This is a genomic window from Aeromonas sp. FDAARGOS 1409, from assembly GCF_019048705.1.
Taxonomy (GTDB): domain Bacteria; phylum Pseudomonadota; class Gammaproteobacteria; order Enterobacterales; family Aeromonadaceae; genus Aeromonas; species Aeromonas sanarellii.
On the sequence record NZ_CP077395.1, the window covers coordinates 1077369 to 1100000 of the forward strand.

At 62.3% G+C, this 22632-nt stretch carries 17 protein-coding genes, 1 tRNA gene and 2 rRNA genes (1 of these 20 cut by a window edge); 9 read left to right on the forward strand and 11 right to left on the reverse strand.

The features are described 5' to 3' along the window. Window positions 1-68 precede the first annotated feature (68 nt). Window positions 69-1352 (forward strand): dicarboxylate/amino acid:cation symporter, encoded by a 1284-nt coding sequence (locus I6L39_RS05120; RefSeq protein WP_216991227.1) that lies wholly within the window; start codon window positions 69-71, stop codon window positions 1350-1352. Window positions 1353-1365: 13 nt separating this feature from the next. Here the strand turns inward: I6L39_RS05120 and I6L39_RS05125 are convergent, their stop codons facing one another. Continuing rightward, the gene (locus I6L39_RS05125) at window positions 1366-1680 is read right to left on the reverse strand and encodes a DUF2007 domain-containing protein (RefSeq protein ID WP_042076131.1); all 315 of its coding nucleotides are present in this window, start codon (window positions 1678-1680) and stop codon (window positions 1366-1368) included. Between the two features lie 215 nt (window positions 1681-1895). Beyond that, entirely contained in the window at window positions 1896-2798 is a 903-nt protein-coding gene (locus tag I6L39_RS05130; RefSeq protein WP_042076128.1) for a LysR family transcriptional regulator, read from the reverse strand. A gap of 97 nt (window positions 2799-2895) precedes the next feature. Here I6L39_RS05130 and I6L39_RS05135 point away from each other — a divergent pair, with 97 nt between their 5' ends. After that, on the forward strand, window positions 2896-3948 hold the full coding sequence (locus tag I6L39_RS05135; RefSeq protein WP_216991228.1) for an HlyD family secretion protein: 1053 nt from the start codon (window positions 2896-2898) through the stop codon (window positions 3946-3948). Then, window positions 3948-5501 (forward strand): DHA2 family efflux MFS transporter permease subunit, encoded by a 1554-nt coding sequence (locus I6L39_RS05140; RefSeq protein ID WP_209793807.1) that lies wholly within the window; start codon window positions 3948-3950, stop codon window positions 5499-5501. Before I6L39_RS05135 ends, I6L39_RS05140 begins: the two co-directional genes overlap by 1 nt. Window positions 5502-5588: 87 nt before the next feature. Here I6L39_RS05140 and I6L39_RS05145 read toward each other — a convergent pair whose 3' ends face one another. Continuing rightward, the gene (locus tag I6L39_RS05145; protein ID WP_042076122.1) at window positions 5589-6215 is read right to left on the reverse strand and encodes a lysoplasmalogenase; all 627 of its coding nucleotides are present in this window, start codon (window positions 6213-6215) and stop codon (window positions 5589-5591) included. A gap of 172 nt (window positions 6216-6387) precedes the next feature. Between I6L39_RS05145 and I6L39_RS05150 the strand changes: the two genes are divergently transcribed. After that, the gene (locus I6L39_RS05150; protein ID WP_084202639.1) at window positions 6388-6546 is read left to right on the forward strand and encodes a hypothetical protein; all 159 of its coding nucleotides are present in this window, start codon (window positions 6388-6390) and stop codon (window positions 6544-6546) included. A gap of 104 nt (window positions 6547-6650) precedes the next feature. On the opposite strand, the gene I6L39_RS05155 is transcribed toward I6L39_RS05150, so the two are convergent. From I6L39_RS05155 to I6L39_RS05175, 5 genes are all read right to left on the reverse strand, one after another. Beyond that, entirely contained in the window at window positions 6651-9215 is a 2565-nt protein-coding gene (locus tag I6L39_RS05155; RefSeq protein ID WP_216991229.1) for a TRAP transporter permease, read from the reverse strand. A gap of 87 nt (window positions 9216-9302) precedes the next feature. Then, complete coding sequence (locus I6L39_RS05160) at window positions 9303-10274, reverse strand: TAXI family TRAP transporter solute-binding subunit (RefSeq protein ID WP_042076184.1); 972 nt, start codon at window positions 10272-10274, stop codon at window positions 9303-9305. Window positions 10275-10830: 556 nt separating this feature from the next. Beyond that, window positions 10831-12984: a S9 family peptidase gene (locus I6L39_RS05165; RefSeq protein ID WP_216991230.1), complete on the reverse strand. Its 2154-nt coding sequence runs from the start codon at window positions 12982-12984 to the stop codon at window positions 10831-10833. A 312-nt stretch (window positions 12985-13296) separates the two neighbouring features. Then, entirely contained in the window at window positions 13297-13728 is a 432-nt protein-coding gene (locus I6L39_RS05170; protein WP_216991231.1) for a DUF411 domain-containing protein, read from the reverse strand. 48 nt (window positions 13729-13776) lie between these two features. Continuing rightward, the gene (locus I6L39_RS05175; protein ID WP_216991232.1) at window positions 13777-14100 is read right to left on the reverse strand and encodes a hypothetical protein; all 324 of its coding nucleotides are present in this window, start codon (window positions 14098-14100) and stop codon (window positions 13777-13779) included. Between the two features lie 252 nt (window positions 14101-14352). Here I6L39_RS05175 and I6L39_RS05180 point away from each other — a divergent pair, with 252 nt between their 5' ends. The 5 genes from I6L39_RS05180 (at window position 14353) to I6L39_RS05200 (ending at window position 20732) form a co-directional block, all read left to right on the forward strand. After that, window positions 14353-14952: an NAD(P)H-dependent oxidoreductase gene (locus tag I6L39_RS05180; RefSeq protein WP_216991233.1), complete on the forward strand. Its 600-nt coding sequence runs from the start codon at window positions 14353-14355 to the stop codon at window positions 14950-14952. A gap of 40 nt (window positions 14953-14992) precedes the next feature. After that, window positions 14993-16849 carry a monovalent cation:proton antiporter-2 (CPA2) family protein gene (locus tag I6L39_RS05185; RefSeq protein WP_216991234.1) on the forward strand — a complete coding sequence of 619 codons (1857 nt, stop codon included), beginning with the start codon at window positions 14993-14995 and terminating at the stop codon, window positions 16847-16849. Then, window positions 16846-17232, forward strand: a complete 387-nt coding sequence (locus I6L39_RS05190; protein WP_209793813.1) for a SirB2 family protein — start codon at window positions 16846-16848, stop codon at window positions 17230-17232. Before I6L39_RS05185 ends, I6L39_RS05190 begins: the two co-directional genes overlap by 4 nt. A gap of 288 nt (window positions 17233-17520) precedes the next feature. Next, window positions 17521-18507 (forward strand): YafY family protein, encoded by a 987-nt coding sequence (locus I6L39_RS05195; protein WP_209793814.1) that lies wholly within the window; start codon window positions 17521-17523, stop codon window positions 18505-18507. Between the two features lie 1071 nt (window positions 18508-19578). Beyond that, window positions 19579-20732 (forward strand): IS3 family transposase gene (locus I6L39_RS05200; protein ID WP_216990557.1). Its coding sequence is split into 2 segments (ribosomal slippage): window positions 19579-19816 and window positions 19816-20732, totalling 1155 coding nucleotides; the frame shifts between segments, so codons are not numbered across the junction. A gap of 115 nt (window positions 20733-20847) precedes the next feature. Here I6L39_RS05200 and I6L39_RS05205 read toward each other — a convergent pair. From I6L39_RS05205 to I6L39_RS05215, 3 genes are all read right to left on the reverse strand, one after another. Then, window positions 20848-20924, reverse strand: a tRNA-Asp gene (locus I6L39_RS05205). A 96-nt stretch (window positions 20925-21020) separates the two neighbouring features. Then, window positions 21021-21135 (reverse strand): 5S ribosomal RNA (gene rrf / locus I6L39_RS05210). A gap of 83 nt (window positions 21136-21218) precedes the next feature. Next, window positions 21219-22632 (reverse strand): 23S ribosomal RNA (locus I6L39_RS05215); it runs 1475 nt beyond the window's last position.

The window sequence follows — 22632 nt, forward strand, 5'->3', positions numbered from 1 at the left end:
TGACGGGGGGACGGCTACACTAGCGCCCCTTTTTGCCATCGCAGACAGAAAATAAGGACATTGGCGTCATGCTGTTCCATGGATTGGTCTTCAAGCCCTGGCGGATCTGGACCCGCCGCCCGCTCTGGTTGAAGACCCTGCTCGGCATGCTGATCGGGATAGGGATCGGGCTCGGCTTCAACGAGCTGGCGCTCCTGCTCAAGCCCATCGGCCTCCTGTTCGTGAACACCATACAGATGCTGATGGTGCCCCTCATCTTCTGCTCTGTCATTGCCGGTCTCACCTCGCTGCTCAAGGGCAAGACCCTGGATCGGATCGCCGGCAAGGCCATCACCCTCTATCTCTGCTCCACCGCCATCGCCATCTGCATCGGCCTGATGATGGGCTGGCTGCTGGAGCCGGGCATGGGTGCCAACATGGATCCCTATGAACGGGGCGCCCTGGCGGAGCAGCCGACCCTGGCCAGCGTGCTGAGCCACCTGGTGCCGCGCAACCCGATGCAGGCCATGGTGGACGGCAAGATACTGCAGGTGATCGTATTCGCCGTGGCCCTCGCCCTGGCCCTCAACGCCACCGGGCGGCGCGGTCGCCCCGCCATCCTGTTCTTCACCTCCCTGGCGGAGGGGATGTTCAAGCTGACCCAGATGGTGATGGCCCTGGCCCCCTATGGCGTCTGCGCCCTGATGGCCTGGATGACCGGCAAATACGGGGTCAGCCTGCTGCTGCCGCTGCTCAAGGTGATCGGCGCCGTCTACCTCGGCTGCCTGCTGCACCTGCTCGGCGTCTACAGCAGCCTGCTGCTCCTGCTGGCCCGCCTCAACCCGCTGCACTACTTCAAGAGCATCCTCGACGCCCAGGCGGTGGCCTTCACCAGCAGCTCAAGCAGCAGCACCCTGCCCATCAGCCTGGCCTGCGCCGAGCGCAGGCTCGGGGTCTCCCCCGCCATCACCGCCAAGGTGCTGCCCATCGGCGCCACCATCAACATGGACGGCACCGCTCTCTATCAGGGGGTGACCGCCCTGTTCGTGGCCCAGGCGTTCGGGGTGGATCTGCACCTGGTGGACTACCTGACCATCATCAGCATCGCCACCCTGGCCAGCATAGGCACGGCGGGCACACCCGGCACCGGGCTGATGCTGCTGACCCTGACCCTGACCGCGGTGGGACTGCCGCTGGAAGGGGTGGCCCTCATTGCGGGCATCGACCGGATCCTCGACATGGCGCGCACCACGGTCAACGTCTCCGGCGACATCCTGGTCTCCGTGCTCATCGCCCGCAGCGAGAAGGAGCTGGATCTCGCCACCTATCACGACGCCCACGCGGGAGATGACATCGACTTCACCCTGCGTTGAAATGCGGCCGCGATCAGTGCTCGTGGGGATCGTGATGGCAGCGCCAGCAGATGTCGAAATTGGCGCCGTTCTCCTCCCCGCACTGGCCGCATAGCCAGCCGTTCCCCTGACGCTGCTGGTAGCGCTCGATGATCCGGCCCGCCCGCAGTCGATCCTGCTCGCACACCATCAGGGTGACCTGCAGCAGATCCACCGGCAGTTCCCCCAGCGCACCACTGAGCCCCTCCCCGCTGAGCCGCACCCTGACGCCCTCGACCTCCAGGGCCCCTTTCAGGGCGTGCGCCTCCAATGAGTGAGAGGCGCGATACAAGTTAATCCACTGATCCATACGTTGTCCTCGAAACCGCTTGTCAGTGCCGCCAGCGCCACCCTCATTCCAGGGCGTGCGCCTCCAGGGAGTGGGAAGCCCGATACAAGTCAATCCACGGATCCCTTCATGCCCTCCTCGCAATGCCCGTCTCGCACCGCTCCCGCCCGGGCCGGGCCGTCCAGGAGCGGCTGGCTCCATGGCATGTGATCCACTGTGCCCGCCCCCGGCGCCGCTCACAACAGCTTGTCGATGCCATACTCGGGGCCGTTGGCCACCAGAAAATCGATGAATGCCCTCAACTTGCGCGGCATCAGCCGCCGCTCCGGAAACAGCAGGTAGATGGGCACCCTGGGTTGCTGCCAATCCGGCAGCAGCGACACCAGGGCACCGCTCGCCAGCTCATCATGGCACAGCATGGCGGGCAGGGAGGCGAGCCCCAGCCCCGCCTTCGCCGCCTCGCGGGCGCAGGTGATGTTGTTGACCTGGAAGCGGGAGGGCGGATCCACCAGCACCTCGCGATCGTCCCGCTCGAAACACCAGTGGGACGCCAGGAAGCCGCTGCTCACCGCCACCCGCTCATGGTGTACCAGATCTTCGGGGTGGGCGATCGCCGGGCTGCGGGCCAGGTACGCCGGGCTGGCGCACAGCAGCCGCTCCGTGCTCCACAGGCGCCGTGCCGCCAGATTGGAGTCGCTCATGTCACCGACCCGCACTATGGCGTCCAGCCCCTCGCTGATGGGATCCACGATGCGGTTGGTCAGCTCCAGCTCCACCTGCAGCCCCGGATAGGCTTGCAGGAAGTTCGCCACCAGCCTGCCCACCACCAGCTGCCCCGTCTCGATGGGGACCGCCAGCTTGAGGGTGCCGGTCACCTCCTGCTGGCTGGCGCTCAGCATCAGCTCTGCCTGGGCCAGCTCCTCCACTGCCTTGCTGCAACGCAGGTAGTACTGCTCCCCCGCCTCGGTCAGGGTGAGCTGGCGAGTGGAGCGGTAGAGCAGCCGCACGCCGAGACGCTGCTCCAGCTCGGCGATGCGCCGGCTCACCGTGGCCTTGGTCATACCCAGCTCCTGGGCGGCGGCGGTGAAGGAGCCCTTGTCGACGATGCGCACGAGAATGAGGGCTGCGTTCAAGTCCATTGTCTCACCAGTGAAACTGTATATCTCATGAATGGATACTAATCGAAACAGTCTCGCGATGTTAGCCTGCCCGCCACAGTTCAGGAAACCCAATATCATGAGTCAACACAAGAAGATCCCCCTGCTGGCCGCCCTGCTGCTGGTACTGCTGGGCATGCTGTTCGCCGCCTACTGGTATCTGCACGGCCGTTACTTCGAGAGCACCGACAACGCCTACCTGCAGAGCGAGGTGACCGGCATCGGCTCCAAGCTCTCCGGCTACATCGGCGAGGTGCTGGTGACCGACAACCAGGCGGTGAAGGCGGGCCAGCTCATCGCCCGGCTCGACGACCGGGAGTACAGGACCCGGGTCGCGGAGGCCGAGGCCGACCTGCGCCTCAACCAGGCGACGGCGGAGAACCTGGCCGCCACCCGCACCCAGCAGCTGAGCCTCATTCGCCAGGCCGAGGCCAGGGTCAGCTCCGCCAATGCCGAACAGGTGCGGGCCCAGCAGCAGGTGCGCCGCGTCAGCCAGCTCAATGAGCGCCACTACAGCTCCCAGGACAACCTGGACGAGGTGCGGGCCGGCTTGCAGGTCAGTCAGGCCCAGGAGCAGGAGGCCAGGGCCGCCCTGCAGGCCGCCCGCGAGCGGCTGCTGGTGCTGGACGCCGAGGCCAAGCAGAACCAGGCCAGGCTGGCATTGAGCGCCGCCCAGCTCGAACAGGCCAGGCTGGAGCTCGGCTACACAGAGCTGCGGGCCCCCGCCGACGGCATCATCGGCAAGCGCAGCCTGCGGGAGGGGCTCTATGTCCAGTCCGGCATGCAGGTGGCCAGCCTGGTGCCCCTGAGCCAGGTCTGGGTCGAGGCGAATTTCAAGGAGACCCAGTTGCAGCATATGCAGCCGGGGCAGAAGGTGGAGGTGATCCTGGATGCCTACCCGGATCAGCCGGTCGAGGGGATCATCGACAGCCTGGCTCCCGCCACCGGTGCCAAGTTCGCCCTGCTGCCGCCGGAGAACGCCACCGGCAACTTCACCAAGATAGTGCAGCGGGTCCCGGTCAAGATCCGCATCCCGGAGCCGGGCCCCCTGGCGGGCAGGCTGCTGCCGGGCCTCTCCACCGAGGTGATAGTGGATACCCGCACCCCTGATCCCGTGGTGGCCGCCCACTGATGGAACCCATTCCACGCCGCAACTGGATCGCGGTCATGGGGGGCCTCATCGGCGCCTTCATGGCCATCCTCGACATCCAGATCACCAACGCCTCCCTGAAGGACATTCAGGGGGCCCTCTCGGCCACCCTGAGCGAGAGCTCCTGGATCTCCACCTCCTATCTGGTGGCGGAGATGATCGCCATCCCGCTGAGCGGCTGGCTGAGCCGGGGGCTGAGCGTGCGGCGCTACCTGCTGTGGACCACGGGGGCCTTCATCGTCGCCTCCGTGCTCTGCTCGTTCAGCTGGAACCTCACCAGCATGATCGTCTTTAGGGCGCTGCAGGGCTTCACCGGCGGGGCCCTGATCCCCATGGCCTTCTCCCTCATCGTCAGCCTGCTGCCGCTGCACAAGCGGGCCACCGGCATGGCGCTGTTCGGCCTGTGCGCCACCTTCGCCCCCGCCATAGGCCCGACCCTGGGCGGCTGGCTGACCGAGCAGATGTCCTGGCACTACATCTTCTACCTGAACGTGCCGCCGGGCCTGCTGGTGATGGCCATGCTGGCCCACGGCCTGGACAGGAAGCCGGTGGACTGGGAGGTGATCAAGCGGGTGGATCTGGTCGGCATCCTCACCATGGCGGTGGGGCTGGGCCTGCTGGAGGTGGTGCTGGAAGAGGGCAACAGAGAGGACTGGTTCGGCTCCAGCTTCATCGTGCGGCTCACCGTCATCTCCGTGGTGGCGCTGGTGTTCTTCGTCATCAGCCAGCTGCTGCGCCGCCACCCCCTGGTCAACCTGCGGCTGCTGCACAACCCGCGCTTCGCCCTGGCCTGCTTCGCCTACCTGGTGCTCGGCATGGCGTTGATGGGATCCATCTATGTGCTGCCGCTCTACATGACCCAGATCCACAACTACAACGCCCTGGAAATCGGTGAAGTGCTGATGTGGATGGGGTTGCCCCAGTTGCTGGTGCTCCCCCTGGTGCCCAGGCTGGTGACCCGCATCGATCCGCGCTATCTGGTGAGCTTCGGCTTTCTGGTCTTCGCCATCAGCTGCTTCATGAACGTGAACATGAATGCCGACTACGCCGGGCCCCAGCTGATCCAGTCCCTCATCGTGCGCGCCCTGGGCCAACCCTTCATCATGGTGCCCCTCTCCCTGGTGGCGACCGCCAGCCTGACGCCGGACGAGGTCCCCTCCTCCTCCACCCTGCTCAACGTGCTGCGCAACCTGGGGGGCGCCTTCGGCATCGCCATCATCGCCACCCTGATCGACAACGACACCCGGACTCATGTCAGCCAGATCGGCAGCACCCTGGCCGCCAGCAGCATCGAGGGACAGAGCTACCTGCTGCAACTAGCCCAGAACCTGATGGCCCAGGGCTCGGATCCGGCGCTGGCGCAGCAGCAAGCCAGGGCCATGCTGTCCAATACCATCAACCGGGAGGCCGCCATCATGGCCTACAACCAGGTGTTCTACGTGATGGGCATCTTCCTGTTCATCGCCAGCGCCCTGATGCTGCTGCTCAGGCAGCCGGCCCCCAGGACGGCGGATGCAGAACCGCTGGAGGCGTGAAAAACGGTGAGAATGGAACAGCAAAACGGGCCTAAGGGCCCGTTTTTTGTCTGTGCCTCCCTCTGCGAGGAGACAACTCCGACACCCTCAGCCTGCCAGCGAAGCGGCGATCAGGAACTGGGCGGCGAAGTAGCTGCTCATGATCCAGGCAGTGGCATGGGGGAAGGGGCGACGGAAACGGTCGAGGGCCAGCATGCTGTCGGAGAAGAGGAACATCAGGGCCCCCACCAAGGCGGCGGCGCTGCCGGCGGTGAGGGAGGCGTGCCAGGCACCGGCGGCCACCCAGGCCATGGCGATGATCACCAGCATGTAGCAGAAGACGGGGATCCGCATCTCGCCGAGCTTGCTCCACAGCAGGCCGAACACCATGCCGGCCAGCCCCAGCAGCAGCAGACCGTCCACCAGCTTGAGCACCAGGGGGCCCTGGGCGAAGCCGACGATGTAGCAGAGGTGCGCGACAAGAAATGCCGCCAGCCCCTGGATGAAACGATCCCTTGGCAGCATCAGCAGCACGTCCCCGGCCAGCGACAGGCAGAGGCCCAGCAGGATCCAGGCATGAGAGCCGTTGTGGTCGTCGCTCTGGTAGCCGAATGCCAGGGCGATGATGAACAGCATGGTCAGCGGCTTGCTGATGTAGAACTGACGAGGGTCTGAGCCGTAGGCCGCGCGGATGTGCCACCAGCCCGATGCGATGATCAAGAAACTCAATAACATGCCCTGCTCCTCACCGGCTGCTCGCACTCGGACGGCAACCTCTTTAGTGCACGCAAGAGTAGCAAATTCCCCCGGGCAGTGGCAGGGGGCGAAGCAGATGGCACCCTACGCCTAAAGTCTAATTGCCCCCTCCGCACGGCTCGGGCATAAGAGACAGCTCCGGAGGATCACCATGGAAGACGCAATGACCAACTACCTGCCCGCCATCGACATCATGATGTGCCACCTTGGCATCAGTTTTGAGCAAGCCTGCGAGCAGCTGGGCCTGAGCCCGCAGGAACAGCAGACCCTGGATCTGCTGCAAAAGCAGAAGCAGGTTCAATCAAACTAGCCCTCCCGGTATGCCCGTGGTCTGCTGCAGAGGCGGCGGCCGGCATCACCTCCCCCCAGCATTGAAAACGGCGCCCGAAGGCGCCGTTTTTTATTGGGTGATGATCAGGGTCGAGCGACCCGGCGGCGTTGCAGCCAGACCACTGCCCCGAACAGCAGGAAGCCCGGCAGCCACATCAGCTCCTTGGGCCAGCGCTCGGTGGGCGCCTTGACGCTCAGGATCTGCTGATCCATCTCCAGCCCCAGATCGGCCGCCTGGCTGCCGAAGGTGACGGTGTCGATCAGGATCTTGCCGTCCTGTTCGTAGGTCTGGATCCCCAGCGTGGCCATGCGATCCTCACCGCTCGCGCCATCCGGCACCGGCAGCAGCACGGTGAAGCGGCGCAGCTTGCCCACCGCGTCCTCCCCTTCCATGCGCAGGCGCAGGGTGCTCTCTGCCTCCACCTGCCCCATGGTCTGGACCAGCTCCGCCGGTGCCGTGTCACGATAGGGGTCGTGCAGCAGATCCATCCAGAAGCCGGGGCGGAACAGGGTGAAGGCCACCAGCAGCAACAGCACGCTCTCGTACCAGCGGCTCTTCACCAGGAACCAGCCCTGGGTCGCGGCGGCGAAGATCAGCATGGCGATGGTCGCCACGATGAAGATCATCACGCCGTGGGCGAAGTCCACGTTGATGAGCAGCAGATCGGTGTTGAAGATGAACAGGAACGGCAGCGCCGCGGTGCGCAGGCTGTAGTAGAACGCCGTGATCCCGGTCTTGATGGGATCCCCCTTGGAGACGGCGGCCGCGGCGAACGAGGCCAGCCCCACCGGCGGGGTCACGTCCGCCATGATGCCGAAGTAGAACACGAACAGGTGCACCGCGATGAGCGGCACGATGAGGCCGTTCTGCTGCCCCAGGGTGACGATCACCGGCGCCAGCAGGCTCGACACCACTATGTAGTTGGCGGTGGTGGGCAACCCCATGCCGAGGATCAGGCTCAGCAGTGCGGTCAATATCAGCATGAGCAGCAGGTTGCCCATGGAGAGGAACTCCACCAGATCCGCCAGCACCAGGCCGACCCCGGTCTGGGAGACGGCCCCGACGATGATGCCGGCGGTGGCGGTGGCGATGCCGATGCCGATCATGTTGCGGGCACCGGCGATCAGCCCCTCGCGCAGGTCCACCACACCATCGGTGAAGCTGCCGTAGTCATGCTTGCCGTCCGTGCGCAGCCAGTTCAGCAGCGGGCGCTGGGTCAGCAGTATGATGATCAGCATCACCGAGCCCCAGAAGGCCGACAGGCCCGGGGAGAGGCGCTCCACCATCAGACACCACACCAGCACCACCACGGGCAGCAGGAAGTGCAGGCCGGAGAGCAGCACGGCGCGGGTCTCCGGCAGCTCGTCCAGGGGCTTGTCCGGGTCTTCCGACGGCAGCGGCTCGTTGCTCGCGGCTATCTTCAGCAGTCCCAGGTAGGCGACGGCCAGCAGCAGGCTGATCCCCGGCAGGGCATGGTCGCCCAGCGCCGGCTTGAGCCAGCCCAGGCCGTAGTAGACCGCCATGGAGAGGCCGCTGATGAGGGCGGCACCGAAGGCGAAGCCGGTCAGGCGGCGCAGCCAGGGGCGCGGCTGGCGGTTGCCGATGGGCTCCATGCCGAGCTTGAGCGCCTCCAGATGGACGATGTAGAGCAGCGCGATGTAAGAGATGGCCGCCGGCAGGAAGGCGTGCTTGATGATCTCCACGTAGGGAATGCCCACGTACTCCACCATCAGAAAGGCCGCGGCGCCCATGACGGGTGGCATGATCTGGCCATTGACCGAGGAGGCCACTTCCACTGCACCGGCCTTCTCCTTGGAGAAGCCGACCCGTTTCATCATGGGGATGGTGAAGGTGCCCGTGGTGACCACGTTGGCAATGGACGAGCCGGAGATGACCCCGGTCAGGGCCGAGGCCACCACGGCCGCCTTGGCCGGGCCGCCGCGCAGGTGACCCAGCAGGCTGAAGGCGAGCTGGATGAAGTAGTGACCGGCACCCGCACGCTCGAGCAGGGCACCGAACAGCACGAACAGGAAGACGAAGCTGGTGGAGACCCCGAGGGCGATGCCGAACACCCCTTCGGTGGTGATCCACTGGTGATTCGCCAGGGCGTGCAGGCTCACCCCGCGGTGGGCCAGCAGGGAGGGCATCCAGGGGCCGGCCAGGCTGTAGGCCAGGAAGACGATGGCGATGACCGCCAGGGCCGGGCCCAGGGCTCGGCGGGCGGCTTCCAGCAGGAGCGGGATGCCGATGCAGGCGACCGCGAAGTCCATGGAGGTCAGGTTGCCGGGGCGCTGGGCCAGCTGGTCATACATGACGAACAGGTAGCTGGCGACGGCGGCGCCGACGAGGCCGAGGGCGATGTCGGCGAGGGGCACCCGATCCCGCGGCGAGGTGCGCAGAGCCGGGAACACCAGATAGGCGAGCAGGATGGCGAAGGCCAGGTGGATCGAGCGGGTTTCAGTGTCGTTGAGCACGCCGACGCCGAGGGAGAACGGCAGTGGCGAGGCGATCCAGAGCTGGAACAGGGACCAGACCAGCGCGAGGCCCGCGATGATCCAGCTCATTGCGCCGACCGGCAGGCGGGCGCCCACGTCCTGGGCGATCAGCTCCTCGGCCGAGAGCGCCTCTTGTTGTTGTGTTTGCTGCATAGTGTGACTCTGTTGGTGCTGCAATAAACGGGACTCGCTCCCCCTAAGGAGGAGCGAGTCCGGGGCACATCCGAAGCCGCAGCCGGATTACATCCAGCCACGTTCCTTGTAGTAGCGGACCGCGCCTTCATGCAGCGGGGCGGAGAGACCCACCTTGATCATGTCGGCCTCCTTCAGGTCGGCGAAGGCCGGGTGCAGGCGCTTGAAGCGATCCAGGTTGTCGAACACGGACTTGACCAGCTGGTAGACCACTTCCGGATCGGCCTTGGCGCTGGTGGAGAGCACCGCCTTGCCGCCGATGGACGGGGTCGGGTTCGGGCTGCCCTTGTAGAGGCCACCGGGGATCTCGGCCTTGCTGTAGTAGCTCTTCTCGGCCAGCAGCTTGTCGATCTCGGGGCCGGTCACCGGCACCAACACGGTGTCTGTGGTGGTGGAGGCTTCCTGGATGGCGCCGTTCGGGTGGCCGACGAAGTAGCTCATGGCGTCGATGTTGTTGTCACCCAGGGCGGAGGCCTGCTCGGCGGGCTTGAGCTCGGAGACCAGGCTGAAGGCGGACTTGTCCCAGCCCTTGACGGCCATGATCTCTTCGAAGGTGTCCCGCTGGCCGGAGCCCGGGTTGCCGATGTTGACGCGCTTGCCCTTGAGATCGTCGAAGCCGGCGACCTTGGCGTCCTTGCGGGCCAGGATGGTGAACACTTCGCTCTGCAGGGAGAAGACGGCGCGGATGTCGTCCATGGCCCCTTCGGCCTTGAACGGCTCTACGCCCTTCATCGCCTTGTACTGGTGGTCGGACTGCATGATGCCGAAGTTGAACTCACCGGAGCGGATGCCGTTGACGTTGGCCACGCCACCGCCACTGGCCGGTGCGTTGCACTTGATCTGGTGATCGGCGGCGCCGCGGTTGAGGAAGCGGCAGATGGACTGGCCCGCCACATAGTAGACGCCGGTCTGACCGCCGGTGCCTATGGTCACGAAGCGCTCCTGCGCCTGTACCGGACCACCAAAAGAGACACCGACCAGGGCAGCCGACAGGGCGCACGCCAAGGATAATCCTTTCATGTTCTTCATCCTTTTCATTGATTTATCCCACCCGATTCCCGGGTGAATATGAGACGGACCCGCATCAAGACCGGATCTGCCTGTACAGCCTCGTACGAGGAAATGGTCGAGCGGCGAGCGCCCTGCCATCAGCCACCATCATCCTGCGGTGAGATAATCGGCGTCATGCCGATCGGAGGTGATCTGACCACGGCTGGCCAGTTCAAAAGAGTTAACGCCCCCGATTAAGCACATGGCGCCAACATAAATCAAACAAAACAGCAAAATGGTGGATTTAAATAGCGAGAATTTTGAAGCGGATCATCAATTTCTCTGCCGCAGATTAATTAGATGCGCCATCGAATGGAAGCAATAAAAACGTGGGCAGATTCTTTCGTAACCCTTGACTGGCAAGGGTTCCCATTCTGGTGTGTTCTATCGAAATGACGGCCATATCCAGCATAAACACCATCTCGATGACGTCGCCGCCACCTGGATGCAGAAACCCCGATCGACCGCCTTCGCCGGCGGCCCGATCGGGGCTTCGTTACAAATCGTTTTCATCCGACCCTGGCGGTCACGCCTTGCTGCCGGCCAGCTCCAGGATGAAGGCGAACTCCAGGGCGATGTCCTCATAGGCCTTGAAGCGCCCCGACTTGCCGCCGTGACCGGCGTCCATGTCGGTGCTGAGCAGCAGCAGGTTGTCGTCCGTCTTCAGCTCCCGCAGCTTGGCGACCCACTTGGCCGGCTCCCAGTACTGCACCTGGGAGTCGTGCAGCCCTGTGGTGACCAGCAGATTGGGGTAGGCCTGGGCCTTGACCTGATCGTAGGGGCTGTAGGCCAGCATGTAGTCGTAGTAGCGCTTCTGGTTCGGGTTGCCCCACTCGTCGTACTCGCCCGTGGTGAGGGGAATGGACTCGTCCAGCATGGTGGTGACCACGTCGACGAAGGGCACCTGGGCCACCACGCCGCGGTAGAGCTGGGGCGCCTGGTTGATGACGGCCCCCATCAGCAGGCCACCGGCGCTGCCCCCCATGGCGTAGACCTGATCTCTGGCGCCATAGCCCCGGGCCACAAGCGCCTCGGTCACGTCGATGAAGTCGTGGAAGCTGTTCTGCTTCTTCAGCAGCTTGCCGTCTTCATACCAGGTGCGGCCCAGCTCCTCGCCACCCCGCACATGGGCGATGGCGTAGACGAAGCCGCGATCCAGCAGGCTCAGGCGCGAGCTGCTGAAGTCCGGATCCATGCTGGCGCCGTAGGAGCCGTAGCCATAGACCAGCAGCGGATTCTGGCCGACCTGCTTGAACTTGTCCTTGCGATAGACCAGGGAGACAGGCACCTTGACGCCGTCGCGGGCGGCGATCCAGAGCCGCTCGCTGGCATACTGGTCCGCCTTGAACCCCGCCACCGGCTGCTGCTTGAGCAGGGTGCGCTTGCCGCTGTCCATGTCGAGCTCATAGGTGGAGGACGGCGTGGTCATGGAGGAGTAGCCATAGCGCAGGGCGCTCGTCTCCGGCTCAGGGTTGTAGGCGAGCCAGGTGACGTAGGCGGGGTCGTCGAAGGCGATCTCCTTCTGCTCGCCGCTCTGCCAGTTGACCTGACGCAGCCGGGTCAGCCCCTGGCTGCGCTCCTCCAGCACCAGCCAGTCCCTGAACAGGGCGTAGCTCTCCAGCAGCACGTCGGGATTGGGGGCGATCACCGCCTTCCAGCGCTCCACCGGGCTCTCCCTGGTCTCGTACAGGCCGAAGTTCTTGCCGTCCTTGTTGGAACGCACGTAGAAGCGGCCGCGGTAGTGATCCAGGCTGTATTCGTGGTCCACCTGGCGCGGCAGGAACAGGCGCGGCGTCTGACCCGGCACATTGGCGTCGATGAGGCGCGCCTCGCTGGTGGTGGTGCTGGAGAGGGCGATGACGATGAAGTCTTCCGAGGTGGTGGCGTAGAGGCTGACGTAGAAGCTGTCGTCCTTCTCCTCGTAGACCAGCTGATCCTTGGCCGGATCCGTGCCGAGGGTGTGGCGATAGACCTGATAGGGCAGCAGGGTCTGGGGGTGCTTGCGCACATAGAACACCGTCTTGCTGTCGTTGGCCCACACCAGGTTGCCCGAGGTGTTCTCGAGGACGTCGGCGGCCCATTTTCCGCTCTCCAGATCCAGGAACTGGATCTTGTATTGACGGCGGGAGAGGAAGTCCTCCGCCACCGCCAGCCAGCGGTTGTTGCGGCTCACCTCCAGGGCTCCCAGAGAATAGAAGTCGTGCCCCTCGGCCCGCTGGTTGCCGTCCAGCAGCAGGCTGGACGCCTCGTCCCCCTCCACCTTGCTGCGGGAGTAGATGGCGTACTCCTTGCCCGGCTCGTAGCGGGTCTGGTAACGGTAGCCGTTCTTCACATAGGGAACGGACTCGTCCTGCTGGGGAATGCGGGCCACCATCTCCTGGTAGAGCTGATCACGCAGCGGCTTGGCCGGCTTGAGCATGGCCTCGGTGTAGGCGTTTTCGGCCTTGAGATAGTCCAGCACCTCGGGTTTCTGCCGCTCGTCATCGCGCAACCAGTAGTAGTTGTCGACCCGCGTGTCCCCGTGCTTCTTGAGTGGATGGGGATGCTTGGCCGCCACCGGGGGAACAATGGCGGACGGGAGGGAGGTATCGCTTGTAGGCATGGTGGACTCTTCATTGGCATGGGAAGAGGGGGCGACCAGCAGGCAAGCCAGCAGCAACCCTCGGGAAAAGGTGAACATGTCGCATCCTCTGCGCAGTAACAGGGCTGGCGGCCCGGGGGAACGCCAGACATCGACGGCACACGCCGCCACCCGTACCGCCGATGCGGTGACCAGGCTGGCGAAAGGGTGCACTGTCCCTGAGAAAATAAATTGGCGATCAATCTGCCCCTTGTCGCCCGGGGTTGCAAGCGATCCCCTGACTTTCCCCCCAAATCGACGAAAAAGGGCCGCCATCTCGCGATGGCGGCCCCCTTCCTGACCGCGAGCGGCACGGGCTCGCTCAGGTGTGCCTCACATGATGGAAGCGTGCCTGCTCACGGCCAGCCTTCATCAGCCGGGATAGCTCGACCAGACCTTGGTCGCGCCCTCCTTGTCTATGCTCAGCACCTCATAGGGCTGACCCGGAATGTCCATGCCCGGCGCACTCTGGGGCATGCCCGGAATGGTCAGGCCGCGGATCGCCGGCTTCTCCTTGAGCAGCTTCTGCACGTCGGCGGCGGGTACATGCCCCTCCACCACATAGCCGTTCACCACCCCGGTGTGGCAGGACGCCAGCTGCGGAGTGATACCGTGCTGCTGCTTGACCGGTTCAAGCTCTTCGGTTTCCACGACCTTGACTGCGAAGCCGTTCTCTTCCATGTGCTTGATCCAGGTCTTGCAGCAGCCGCAGTACTTGGACTTGTAGACGGTCATCTGCTCGGCTGCCAGAGCAGAAAAACTGAGGGTACCGGCCACCACGGCCAGCAACAGGGACTTGTACATAACTCACCTCGGATAAGAAGAAATGCCCAAAAAACGGGGGAACTCGACTCAACCTTGGTGGCGGGGAGGACGCTCCAGTCGCTCGGACGGCGCGTCTGGCATGAACAGGGAGGGGGAGAGGAAGTCCGGGGAGTCCGGCTCAAGCCGGGCCACCGTCAGGCTGTCGGCGGTGAGCGCCGTCATGGCGAGCGCCGAGGTGAAGCTGCCACAGGGCATGGCCTTCTCCAGGATGCGTTCGCTCTGGCTGCAATGGGGCGTCAGGGTACAGAGATCGGTGGCCGCCCGGCTGCCAAACGACATCAGCACCATCAGCAGACTCCACAGGGGGAGCCAGCGGCGGGCGCGAGCGAGTTGGCGACGGGTCAGGACCATGACAGGACTCATTGACGAAATGATGGCCCATGGTAACCCCTGGCCCTGGGGGAGGGTCAAGCCCGCCAGCTGAGGGAGATCAAAAGCGCGCGAGATAACGGCCATCGACCGCCAGACGCGGCCACAGCCGGGGACTCGCCATGCCCCGTGAGGGTGTCATTCACACCCGATGCTGGCAGGCCAGGGTGCTTCTTGATAACGTCGCTGCTCAATGCACCTTTTTTGCCGGTACTAGACCTCTTCAGGAACCCCATGAAACGCATTCTGGTTATCTTCTCGCACCCGGCGCTGCAGAGTTCCCGGGCCAACAAGCAACTGTTGCAGGCCTTGTCCGGCCTGGACGGCATCACGCTGCACGACCTCTACCACCACTACCCCGACATGTTCATCGACGTGAAGCGGGAGCAGGGCCTGCTGTCGGAGCACGACATCATCGTCTTCCAGCACCCCTTCTACTGGTACTCCTGCCCGGCCATCATGAAGGAGTGGATGGACCTGGTGCTGGAGTACGGCTACGCCTACGGCCCGGAAGCCCACGCCCTCAGCGGCAAGCAGTGGCTCTCTGCCATCACCACGGGGGGGGCTCCCGAATCCTATTGCAGCGCCGGCTACAACCAACGTCCCCTGCTGGACTTTCTGCTGCCGTTCCAGCAGACCGCACAGCTGTGCGGCATGACCTGGTTGCCACCCTTCGTGCTGCACTCCTTTCACAAGATCCGTGACCCGGAGGCGCTGCGCCGCTGCGGCCAGGACTATCGCCAGTTGCTCTGTGCCCTGAGGGACGAACAGCTGACGCCGGCCAAGCTCGCCGGCAGCGCCTATCTGCGGGATCTGCTGGAGGGACTGTCATGATACGAAGCGAGACGAGACAACGAGGGCGGAGGAGTCACTGATGGGACACGGATTGCTGTTTGACGCCCTGATCTATCTTTCTGCCGCGGTGATCGCGGTGCCGCTGGCCAAGCGCTGGGGGCTGGGATCGGTGCTCGGTTACCTGCTGGCGGGCATCATCATCGGCCCCTTCCTGCTCGGCCTGGTGGGGGAGCAGAAGGATGTGATGCACTTCGCCGAGTTCGGGGTGGTGCTGATGCTGTTTCTGGTAGGCCTGGAGCTTCGTCCTGCCCTGCTCTGGCAGTTGAAGGGCCCCATCCTCGGCACCGGCGGCCTGCAGGTGCTGCTCACCAGCGCCGCCCTGACCGGAGTCGCCTCCCTCATCGGCCTGCCCTGGCAGCAGGGGCTGGCCATCGGCCTCATTCTGGCGCTCTCCTCCACCGCCATCGTGCTGCAGAGCCTGCAGGAGCGCAGGCTGATGCAGAGCGAGAGCGGCCGATCCGGCTTTGCGGTGCTGCTGTTCCAGGACATCGCCGTCATCCCCATCCTGGCCATACTGCCGCTGCTCGCCATCGCGCCCGTGGCCAGCGGCGGCGGCCCCGAACTGGCGGGCTGGCAACATGGTCTGCTGGTGGTGGCCGCCATCGCCGGCATAGTGCTGGGGGGTCACTACCTGATGCGGCCCGTGTTCCGCGCCATCGCAGAGGCCCACATGCGGGAGATCTTCGTCGCCGCCGCCCTGCTGCTGGTGATCGCCATCGCCGTGCTGATGGAGTCGGTGGGCCTCTCCCCTGCCCTCGGCTCCTTCCTCGCCGGCGTGGTGCTGGCCGACAGCGAATACCGCCACGAGCTGGAGGCGGACATAGAGCCGTTCAAGGGGCTGCTGCTCGGCCTCTTCTTCATGTCGGTGGGGGCCGGCATCGACTTCAGCCTGTTTGCCGCCCATCCCCTGCTCATCCCGACCCTGGTGATTGGCCTGATGGTATTGAAATGGGGTGTGCTGATGGGGCTCGGCCTCATCATCCGTATCTCCCCCAGCCAGCGCTGGACCTTTGCCCTGGCCCTGGCCCAGGGGGGGGAATTCGCCTTCGTGCTGTTCTCGTTCGCCGCCCAGAACAAGGTGCTGCCGGGGGAGACCATCTCCCTGCTGACCCTGGTGGTGGCGCTCTCCATGGCGCTGACACCGCTCTTGCTGATCCTGAACGACAGGGTGATCCAGCCCTGGTTCGACTATCGAAATCGGGAGGACCAGCCGGAGCACGAGCAGCCGGAACTGGTGGAGCACCCTGTCATCATTGCCGGCTTCGGCCGCTTCGGTCAGATAGTGGGGCGCCTGCTGCACGGCCATGGCATCGGCACCACCATACTCGAGCAGGACGCCAGCCAGATCGAGATGCTGCGCAAGTACGGCTATCAGGTATTCTACGGCGATGCCAGCCGGCTCGACCTGCTGCACGCCGCCGGCGCCCACAAGGCCAAGCTGCTGGTGCTCTCCATCAACGATCCGGCCACCTCTCTCGCGGTGATCGAGATGGTGAAGAAACACTTCCCGCATCTCAGGATCCTGGCCCGTGCCCAGGACAGGCCCCACGCCCACGAGATCCTGCGCCACGGGATCGACAGCGTGTACCGGGAAACCCTGGGGTCGGCGGTGGATCTCGGAGTCGAGGCCCTGACGCAGCTGGGATTCCGGGCCAACCAGGCCTGGCGGGCCGGGCAGATGTTCAAGCAGTATGACAACCGGCTGCTGCGGGAACAGGTCAACTACCTGGACGACGAACACACCTATATCAACAAGAGCCTGCAATACCGCGAAATCCTCTCCGACCTGCTGCAAGACGATCAGGAAGGGCAGGAGCGTACCCACGCCCACAACTGGAACAGCGGTCTGCCCGACAACGACAAGGAAGCAATATGATTGCCTATTACCCCATGCTCAAACACCTGCACATGACCCTGGCCCTGGTCAGCCTGCTGCTGTTCGTCTACCGCTGGAGCCTGGCGCTCGGCGGCAGCGAGCGGTTGCAGCAGAAGTGGCTGAAGATCCTGCCCCATATCAACGACACCTTCCTGTTGCTGTTCGGGATCCTGTTGGCGGTGAGCCTGCAGATGAACCCAGGTCAGCAGCCCTGGCTGATGGGCAAGCTGATCGCCCTGGTGGTCTACATAGGTCTCGGCGTCATGGCGCTCAAGCGGCCGGCCCGCGGCCAGAAACTCGTGGCCGGCATCGCCGCAATCGCGGTATTCGGCTACATGATAGGTGCGGCCATCACCAAGTCTGCCTGGTCCTGGCTGGCCTGATGACCCCTGGCGGTGAGGGCTGGTGCCTCACCGCATTTCCCCCTCTCGATACGCTCCGGACCCCATTCCCCCCTCTGCCATCAGGATGGCGACAATCCTGCCGAGGCTTAATCTCAGCAAAAAAAAGCCCCAAACAGACCTTCAAATCTCATTTTTTACTTTATTTATCATCACCTTACGAAATTTTGTATGAAAATGGCGACAGTTGTCGCAGCAAAACTTGCGACATAGACTGTCGCAGGCCATGGCTAGGATACACTCAACGCTAAACCAGTGAAGGCATGCACCATGAGTAAGAAGCTGTTACGACAACTGACCTTGGCGCGTTGCATCCCGCACCGCCCTTACAAGCTGACCGCCAGCCAGCTCCAGGTAAAACTGGAAGAGGAAGGCATTCACGTCAGTCTCCGTACCGTGCAACGGGACCTGGAAGAGATGTCCGGCATGGGGCTGTTCGACCTCACCTCTGATGAACGCAGCAAACCCCATGGCTGGTGCTTCGAGCGCCATGGCCTCAACGATTTTGCCAACATCATGCCGCTCTCTCTGGCAGTGGCCCTGAAGACCTGGAGCGATCAGGCGAGCCAACTGCTGCCGGCGAGCGTGCTGACCGAATTGAACCCGCTGGTCGACAAGGCCGGCCAGGTGATCCGCGACAGCCAGAGCGAACTGGCCGAGCGCTGGCTGGAGAGCGTGCATCAGTCGCCGCGTCCGTTTGCCGGCAACCCGGAAATCCGCCGCAGCACCCTGATCCGCGACGCCCTCTGGCGCGGTCGCAAGTTCAGCGCCGAGATCCAGCGCGTCATCAAGGAGCGCACCGTGTGGCTCTGCTACGACCGCATCAACCCGCTCGGGATCCTGAACCAGTCCGACGGCCCCATCCTGCTCTGCACCCTGTCCGAGCTGGATCCCAAGGTCTATGGCATTCCGTTCGATCACATCAAGAACGTGGAGCTGACCAACTTCAGCGCGACCCAGCCGAAGGATTTCAACATCCAGAAGCTGATCCGCGACCAGGGTTATCAGGACGTCAGCGGCCCGATCCGCTTCGTCGGCCGTATCGATGCCAACTGCCCTACCCTGATCGACGGGCAGATCCCTGGGCACAATCCGCGCATGACCCGCTACGACAAGCGCAGCGTGGTGGTGGAGACCGAAGTGCAGGATACGCCCGAGTTCCGCTCCTGGCTGAACAACATGAGCGGCGATCTGGAAGTGCTGGCTCCCGAGTCACTGCGCAAGGCATACCCGGCGCCGGGCACCCGGGTCAGCTGAGAAACACTCAGAACACATGATGAAAAGCCGAGCCTGGTCTCGGCTTTTGCTTGTTTTTCAGACATAACTATTCAATTAATTTTTAACTCTTGCACCTCTGATTGAACCTTCTGTACCATCGTTTTCCTGCCGATTTTTGGTTGTGAGAGATCTGCCATTCCCCCTGTAAGACCCCTCAGTGTTGAACCGTACGCAAAGCCATCCCGGGCGGGATATACTTTCCAAAGAAACCAACTAAGTTATTGATATAAATAAATAATAAGCTTGGGTATGGACGAGTGATTCACACCGCGGCCTGCGCCTGTCGCCTTGCCCGCCTTGTACATGTACACGATTGCCTTACTATGGGTCTCACAAGGACGAGCCGGTTCGGCAGGATGCAGGAACGGCGAATAAACAGGGAATAATCCACAGGACGTGGATCAGGAACACCTCGGGATGAGGCCGATGACTTGGATAGTCATCACAGGGAGCGACAGGACAACTGCAGGATGCGGTCTCAGGACACCTCAGGAAGAGGCTGAGTGGCAAGGACAGTCACTCGCAAGGACGAAAGGACGCCGCAAGATGCGGTCAGGAACAGCTTCAGGATGAAGCGAGATAGCCAGGGTGGTTATCTGTCAGGAAGACGCAAGGAACACCACGGGATGTGGTAACGGACACCTCCAGGATGGAGAGGGTGAAGCAATCAGGATCGATTGCCAGGCTAGGAAGGCCACAGGACACCCCAACGGATTGGGAAGGGGAAATTCCAAAGGAAAGGATAGAGTCAAGGATTGCAGGGAGCATGGCAGTTCATGGACTGGACGAAATGACTTGAGGGGACGGCAGACGCCGTCCCCTTTTCTTTTGCCTGCCCTTTTATGCCTACGTCAGGCATACCCATCTTCATTGGAGATCACAGGTTCCAATGCGCAGGACACAGCCTCCCGGGCCAGCACCTTCAACACACCAGCAAAAGTTCACAACCCCATCCCGACAACTTGGCAAGACCGATCTCTTGCTGGTTGAATCGCCCCTACTTTCCTAGACACCTCAAGAGCCTCAAACTGAGGTCAATCAGGAGGTGTTATGAGCAAGCAGCAACGTTACACAGAAGAATTCAAACTGGCAGCCGTCAAGCAGGTGACTGAGCGCAATTACCCAGTAGCAGAGGTCGCTGAACGACTTGGTATTTCCAGCCACAGTCTTTATGTCTGGATCAAACGCTACAGCCAACCCGAAGCGCAGCAACAGGATGACTCCAGCCAGCAAGCCGAAATTCGGCGCCTCAAGGCTGAACTGCGTCGCGTCACCGATGAGCGAGATATCTTAAAAAAGGCCGCCGCGTACTTTGCCAAGCTGTCAGGGTAAGGTACGCCTTCATCCGGGAGCACGCGTCCGCACATCCCATCCGCAGACTGTGTCGGATGATGAATGTCCACCCGAGCGGTTATTACGCCTGGCAGCACCAGCCTTTATCTGCCCGAGCCCTGGAAGACCAACGCCTTCTTGGCCAGATCAAGCAATGTTGGCTAGAAAGCGGGGGCATCTATGGTTATCGCAAGATCCGGGATGACCTGCGAGAGATGGGCGAGACCTGTGGGAAACACCGGGTGGCGCGATTAATGCGTCATGAAGGTTTACGTTCACAAACCGGTTATCGCCGCCGTCCCGGTCATTATGGTGGCCGGCCAACGGTGGTTGCACCGAACCATCTTGAACGCCAGTTCGATGTGACTGAGCCAAATAAGGTCTGGGTAACAGACATCACTTATATCCGAACCCATGAAGGTTGGCTCTATCTGGCCGCGGTATTGGATTTGTTCTCACGACAAGTCATTGGTTGGTCAATGGGGCCACGTATCGACCGAGAGCTGGCTATCAGCGCGTTACTGATGGCGGTGTGGCGACGGCGACCGGAGCAGGAAGTGCTGGTTCATTCCGACCAAGGGAGCCAGTTTAGCAGCTATGACTGGCAGGATTTTTTGCGGGATCATCGGCTTAAGGCCAGCATGAGCAGACGTGGCAATTGTCATGATAACGCGGTGGCGGAGAGTTTCTTCCAGCTCCTAAAACGCGAGCGGATCCGACGTAAAACCTATGCGGATCGCGAGGAAGCCCGGCAGGATGTGTTCGATTACATTGAAATGTTTTACAACCCCAAGCGCCGGCACAGTTTCAACAATGGGCTATCGCCAGTAGAGTGTGAAAAGCAATATTTCGAGCGGCTCGAAAGTGTCTAGAGAAGCCGGGGCGATTCAGTTCGCAACCCTGCCTGCAATCCCTTGATTCCCGATTCCCATGTACAAATGCCGGATAGCAAAAAGGCCTTCCCGTCAGGGAAGGCCTTTCAATTAGTGGCGGAGCGGACGGGACTCGAACCCGCGACCCCCGGCGTGACAGGCCGGTATTCTAACCGACTGAACTACCGCTCCGCATTCGGTTAGCTTTCGCTAAATCATGTGCCGCTTCTATGAGGTGTCATCCTCGCAGCCAGTGATGTTATTTTGCACATCGCTGTTTAATTGGGTGCCTGGCAGTGTCCTACTCTCGCATGGCGAATGCCACACTACCATCGGCGCTACAGCGTTTCACTTCTGAGTTCGGCATGGGGTCAGGTGGTTCCACTGCGCTATTGCCGCCAGGCAAAATCTTCAATCTAAGAAAGCTGATTTTGTTGTTCGTTCTCGGTATCTGCTACAAGCCTTCGAACACTTCTTGGGTGTTGTATGGTTAAGCCTCACGGGTAATTAGTATGGGTTAGCTCAACACGTCGCCGCGCTTACACACCCCACCTATCAACGTTGTGGTCTCCAACGGCCCTTTAGGACCCTCAAGGGGTCAGGGATGACTCATCTCAGGGCTCGCTTCCCGCTTAGATGCTTTCAGCGGTTATCGATTCCGAACTTAGCTACCGGGCAGTGCCACTGGCGTGACAACCCGAACACCAGAGGTTCGTTCACTCCGGTCCTCTCGTACTAGGAGCAACTCCCTTCAATCATCCAACGCCCACGGCAGATAGGGACCGAACTGTCTCACGACGTTCTGAACCCAGCTCGCGTACCACTTTAAATGGCGAACAGCCATACCCTTGGGACCGACTTCAGCCCCAGGATGTGATGAGCCGACATCGAGGTGCCAAACACCGCCGTCGATATGAACTCTTGGGCGGTATCAGCCTGTTATCCCCGGAGTACCTTTTATCCGTTGAGCGATGGCCCTTCCATTCAGAACCACCGGATCACTATGACCTACTTTCGTACCTGCTCGACCTGTCCGTCTCGCAGTTAAGCTGGCTTATGCCATTGCACTAACCTCCTGATGTCCGACCAGGATTAGCCAACCTTCGTGCTCCTCCGTTACTCTTTGGGAGGAGACCGCCCCAGTCAAACTACCCACCAGGCACTGTCCGCGAGCCCGATTCAGGGCCCTGCGTTAGAACATCAAACATACAAGGGTGGTATTTCAAGGACGGCTCCAGCGCAACTGGCGTCACGCCTTCAAAGCCTCCCACCTATCCTACACATGTAGGTTCAATGTTCAGTGCCAAGCTGTAGTAAAGGTTCACGGGGTCTTTCCGTCTAGCCGCGGGTACACCGCATCTTCACGGCGAATTCGATTTCACTGAGTCTCGGGTGGAGACAGCATGGCCATGGTTACACCATTCGTGCAGGTCGGAACTTACCCGACAAGGAATTTCGCTACCTTAGGACCGTTATAGTTACGGCCGCCGTTTACCGGGGCTTCGATCAAGAGCTTCGCTTGCGCTAACCCCATCAATTAACCTTCCGGCACCGGGCAGGTGTCACACCCTATACGTCCACTTTCGTGTTTGCAGAGTGCTGTGTTTTTGATAAACAGTCCCAGCCATCTGGTCACTGCGACTCCCGTCAGCTCCATCCGCAAGGGACTTCACCAACAAGAGCGAACCTTCTCCCGAAGTTACGGTTCTATTTTGCCTAGTTCCTTCACCCGAGTTCTCTCAAGCGCCTTGGTATTCTCTACCCGACCACCTGTGTCGGTTTGGGGTACGATGACTTGTAATCTGAAGCTTAGAGGCTTTTCCTGGAAGCAGGGCATCAATGGCTTCCGCACCGTGGTGCGTTCGTCTCGTGTCTCAGTGTTGTGTCTCCGGATTTGCCT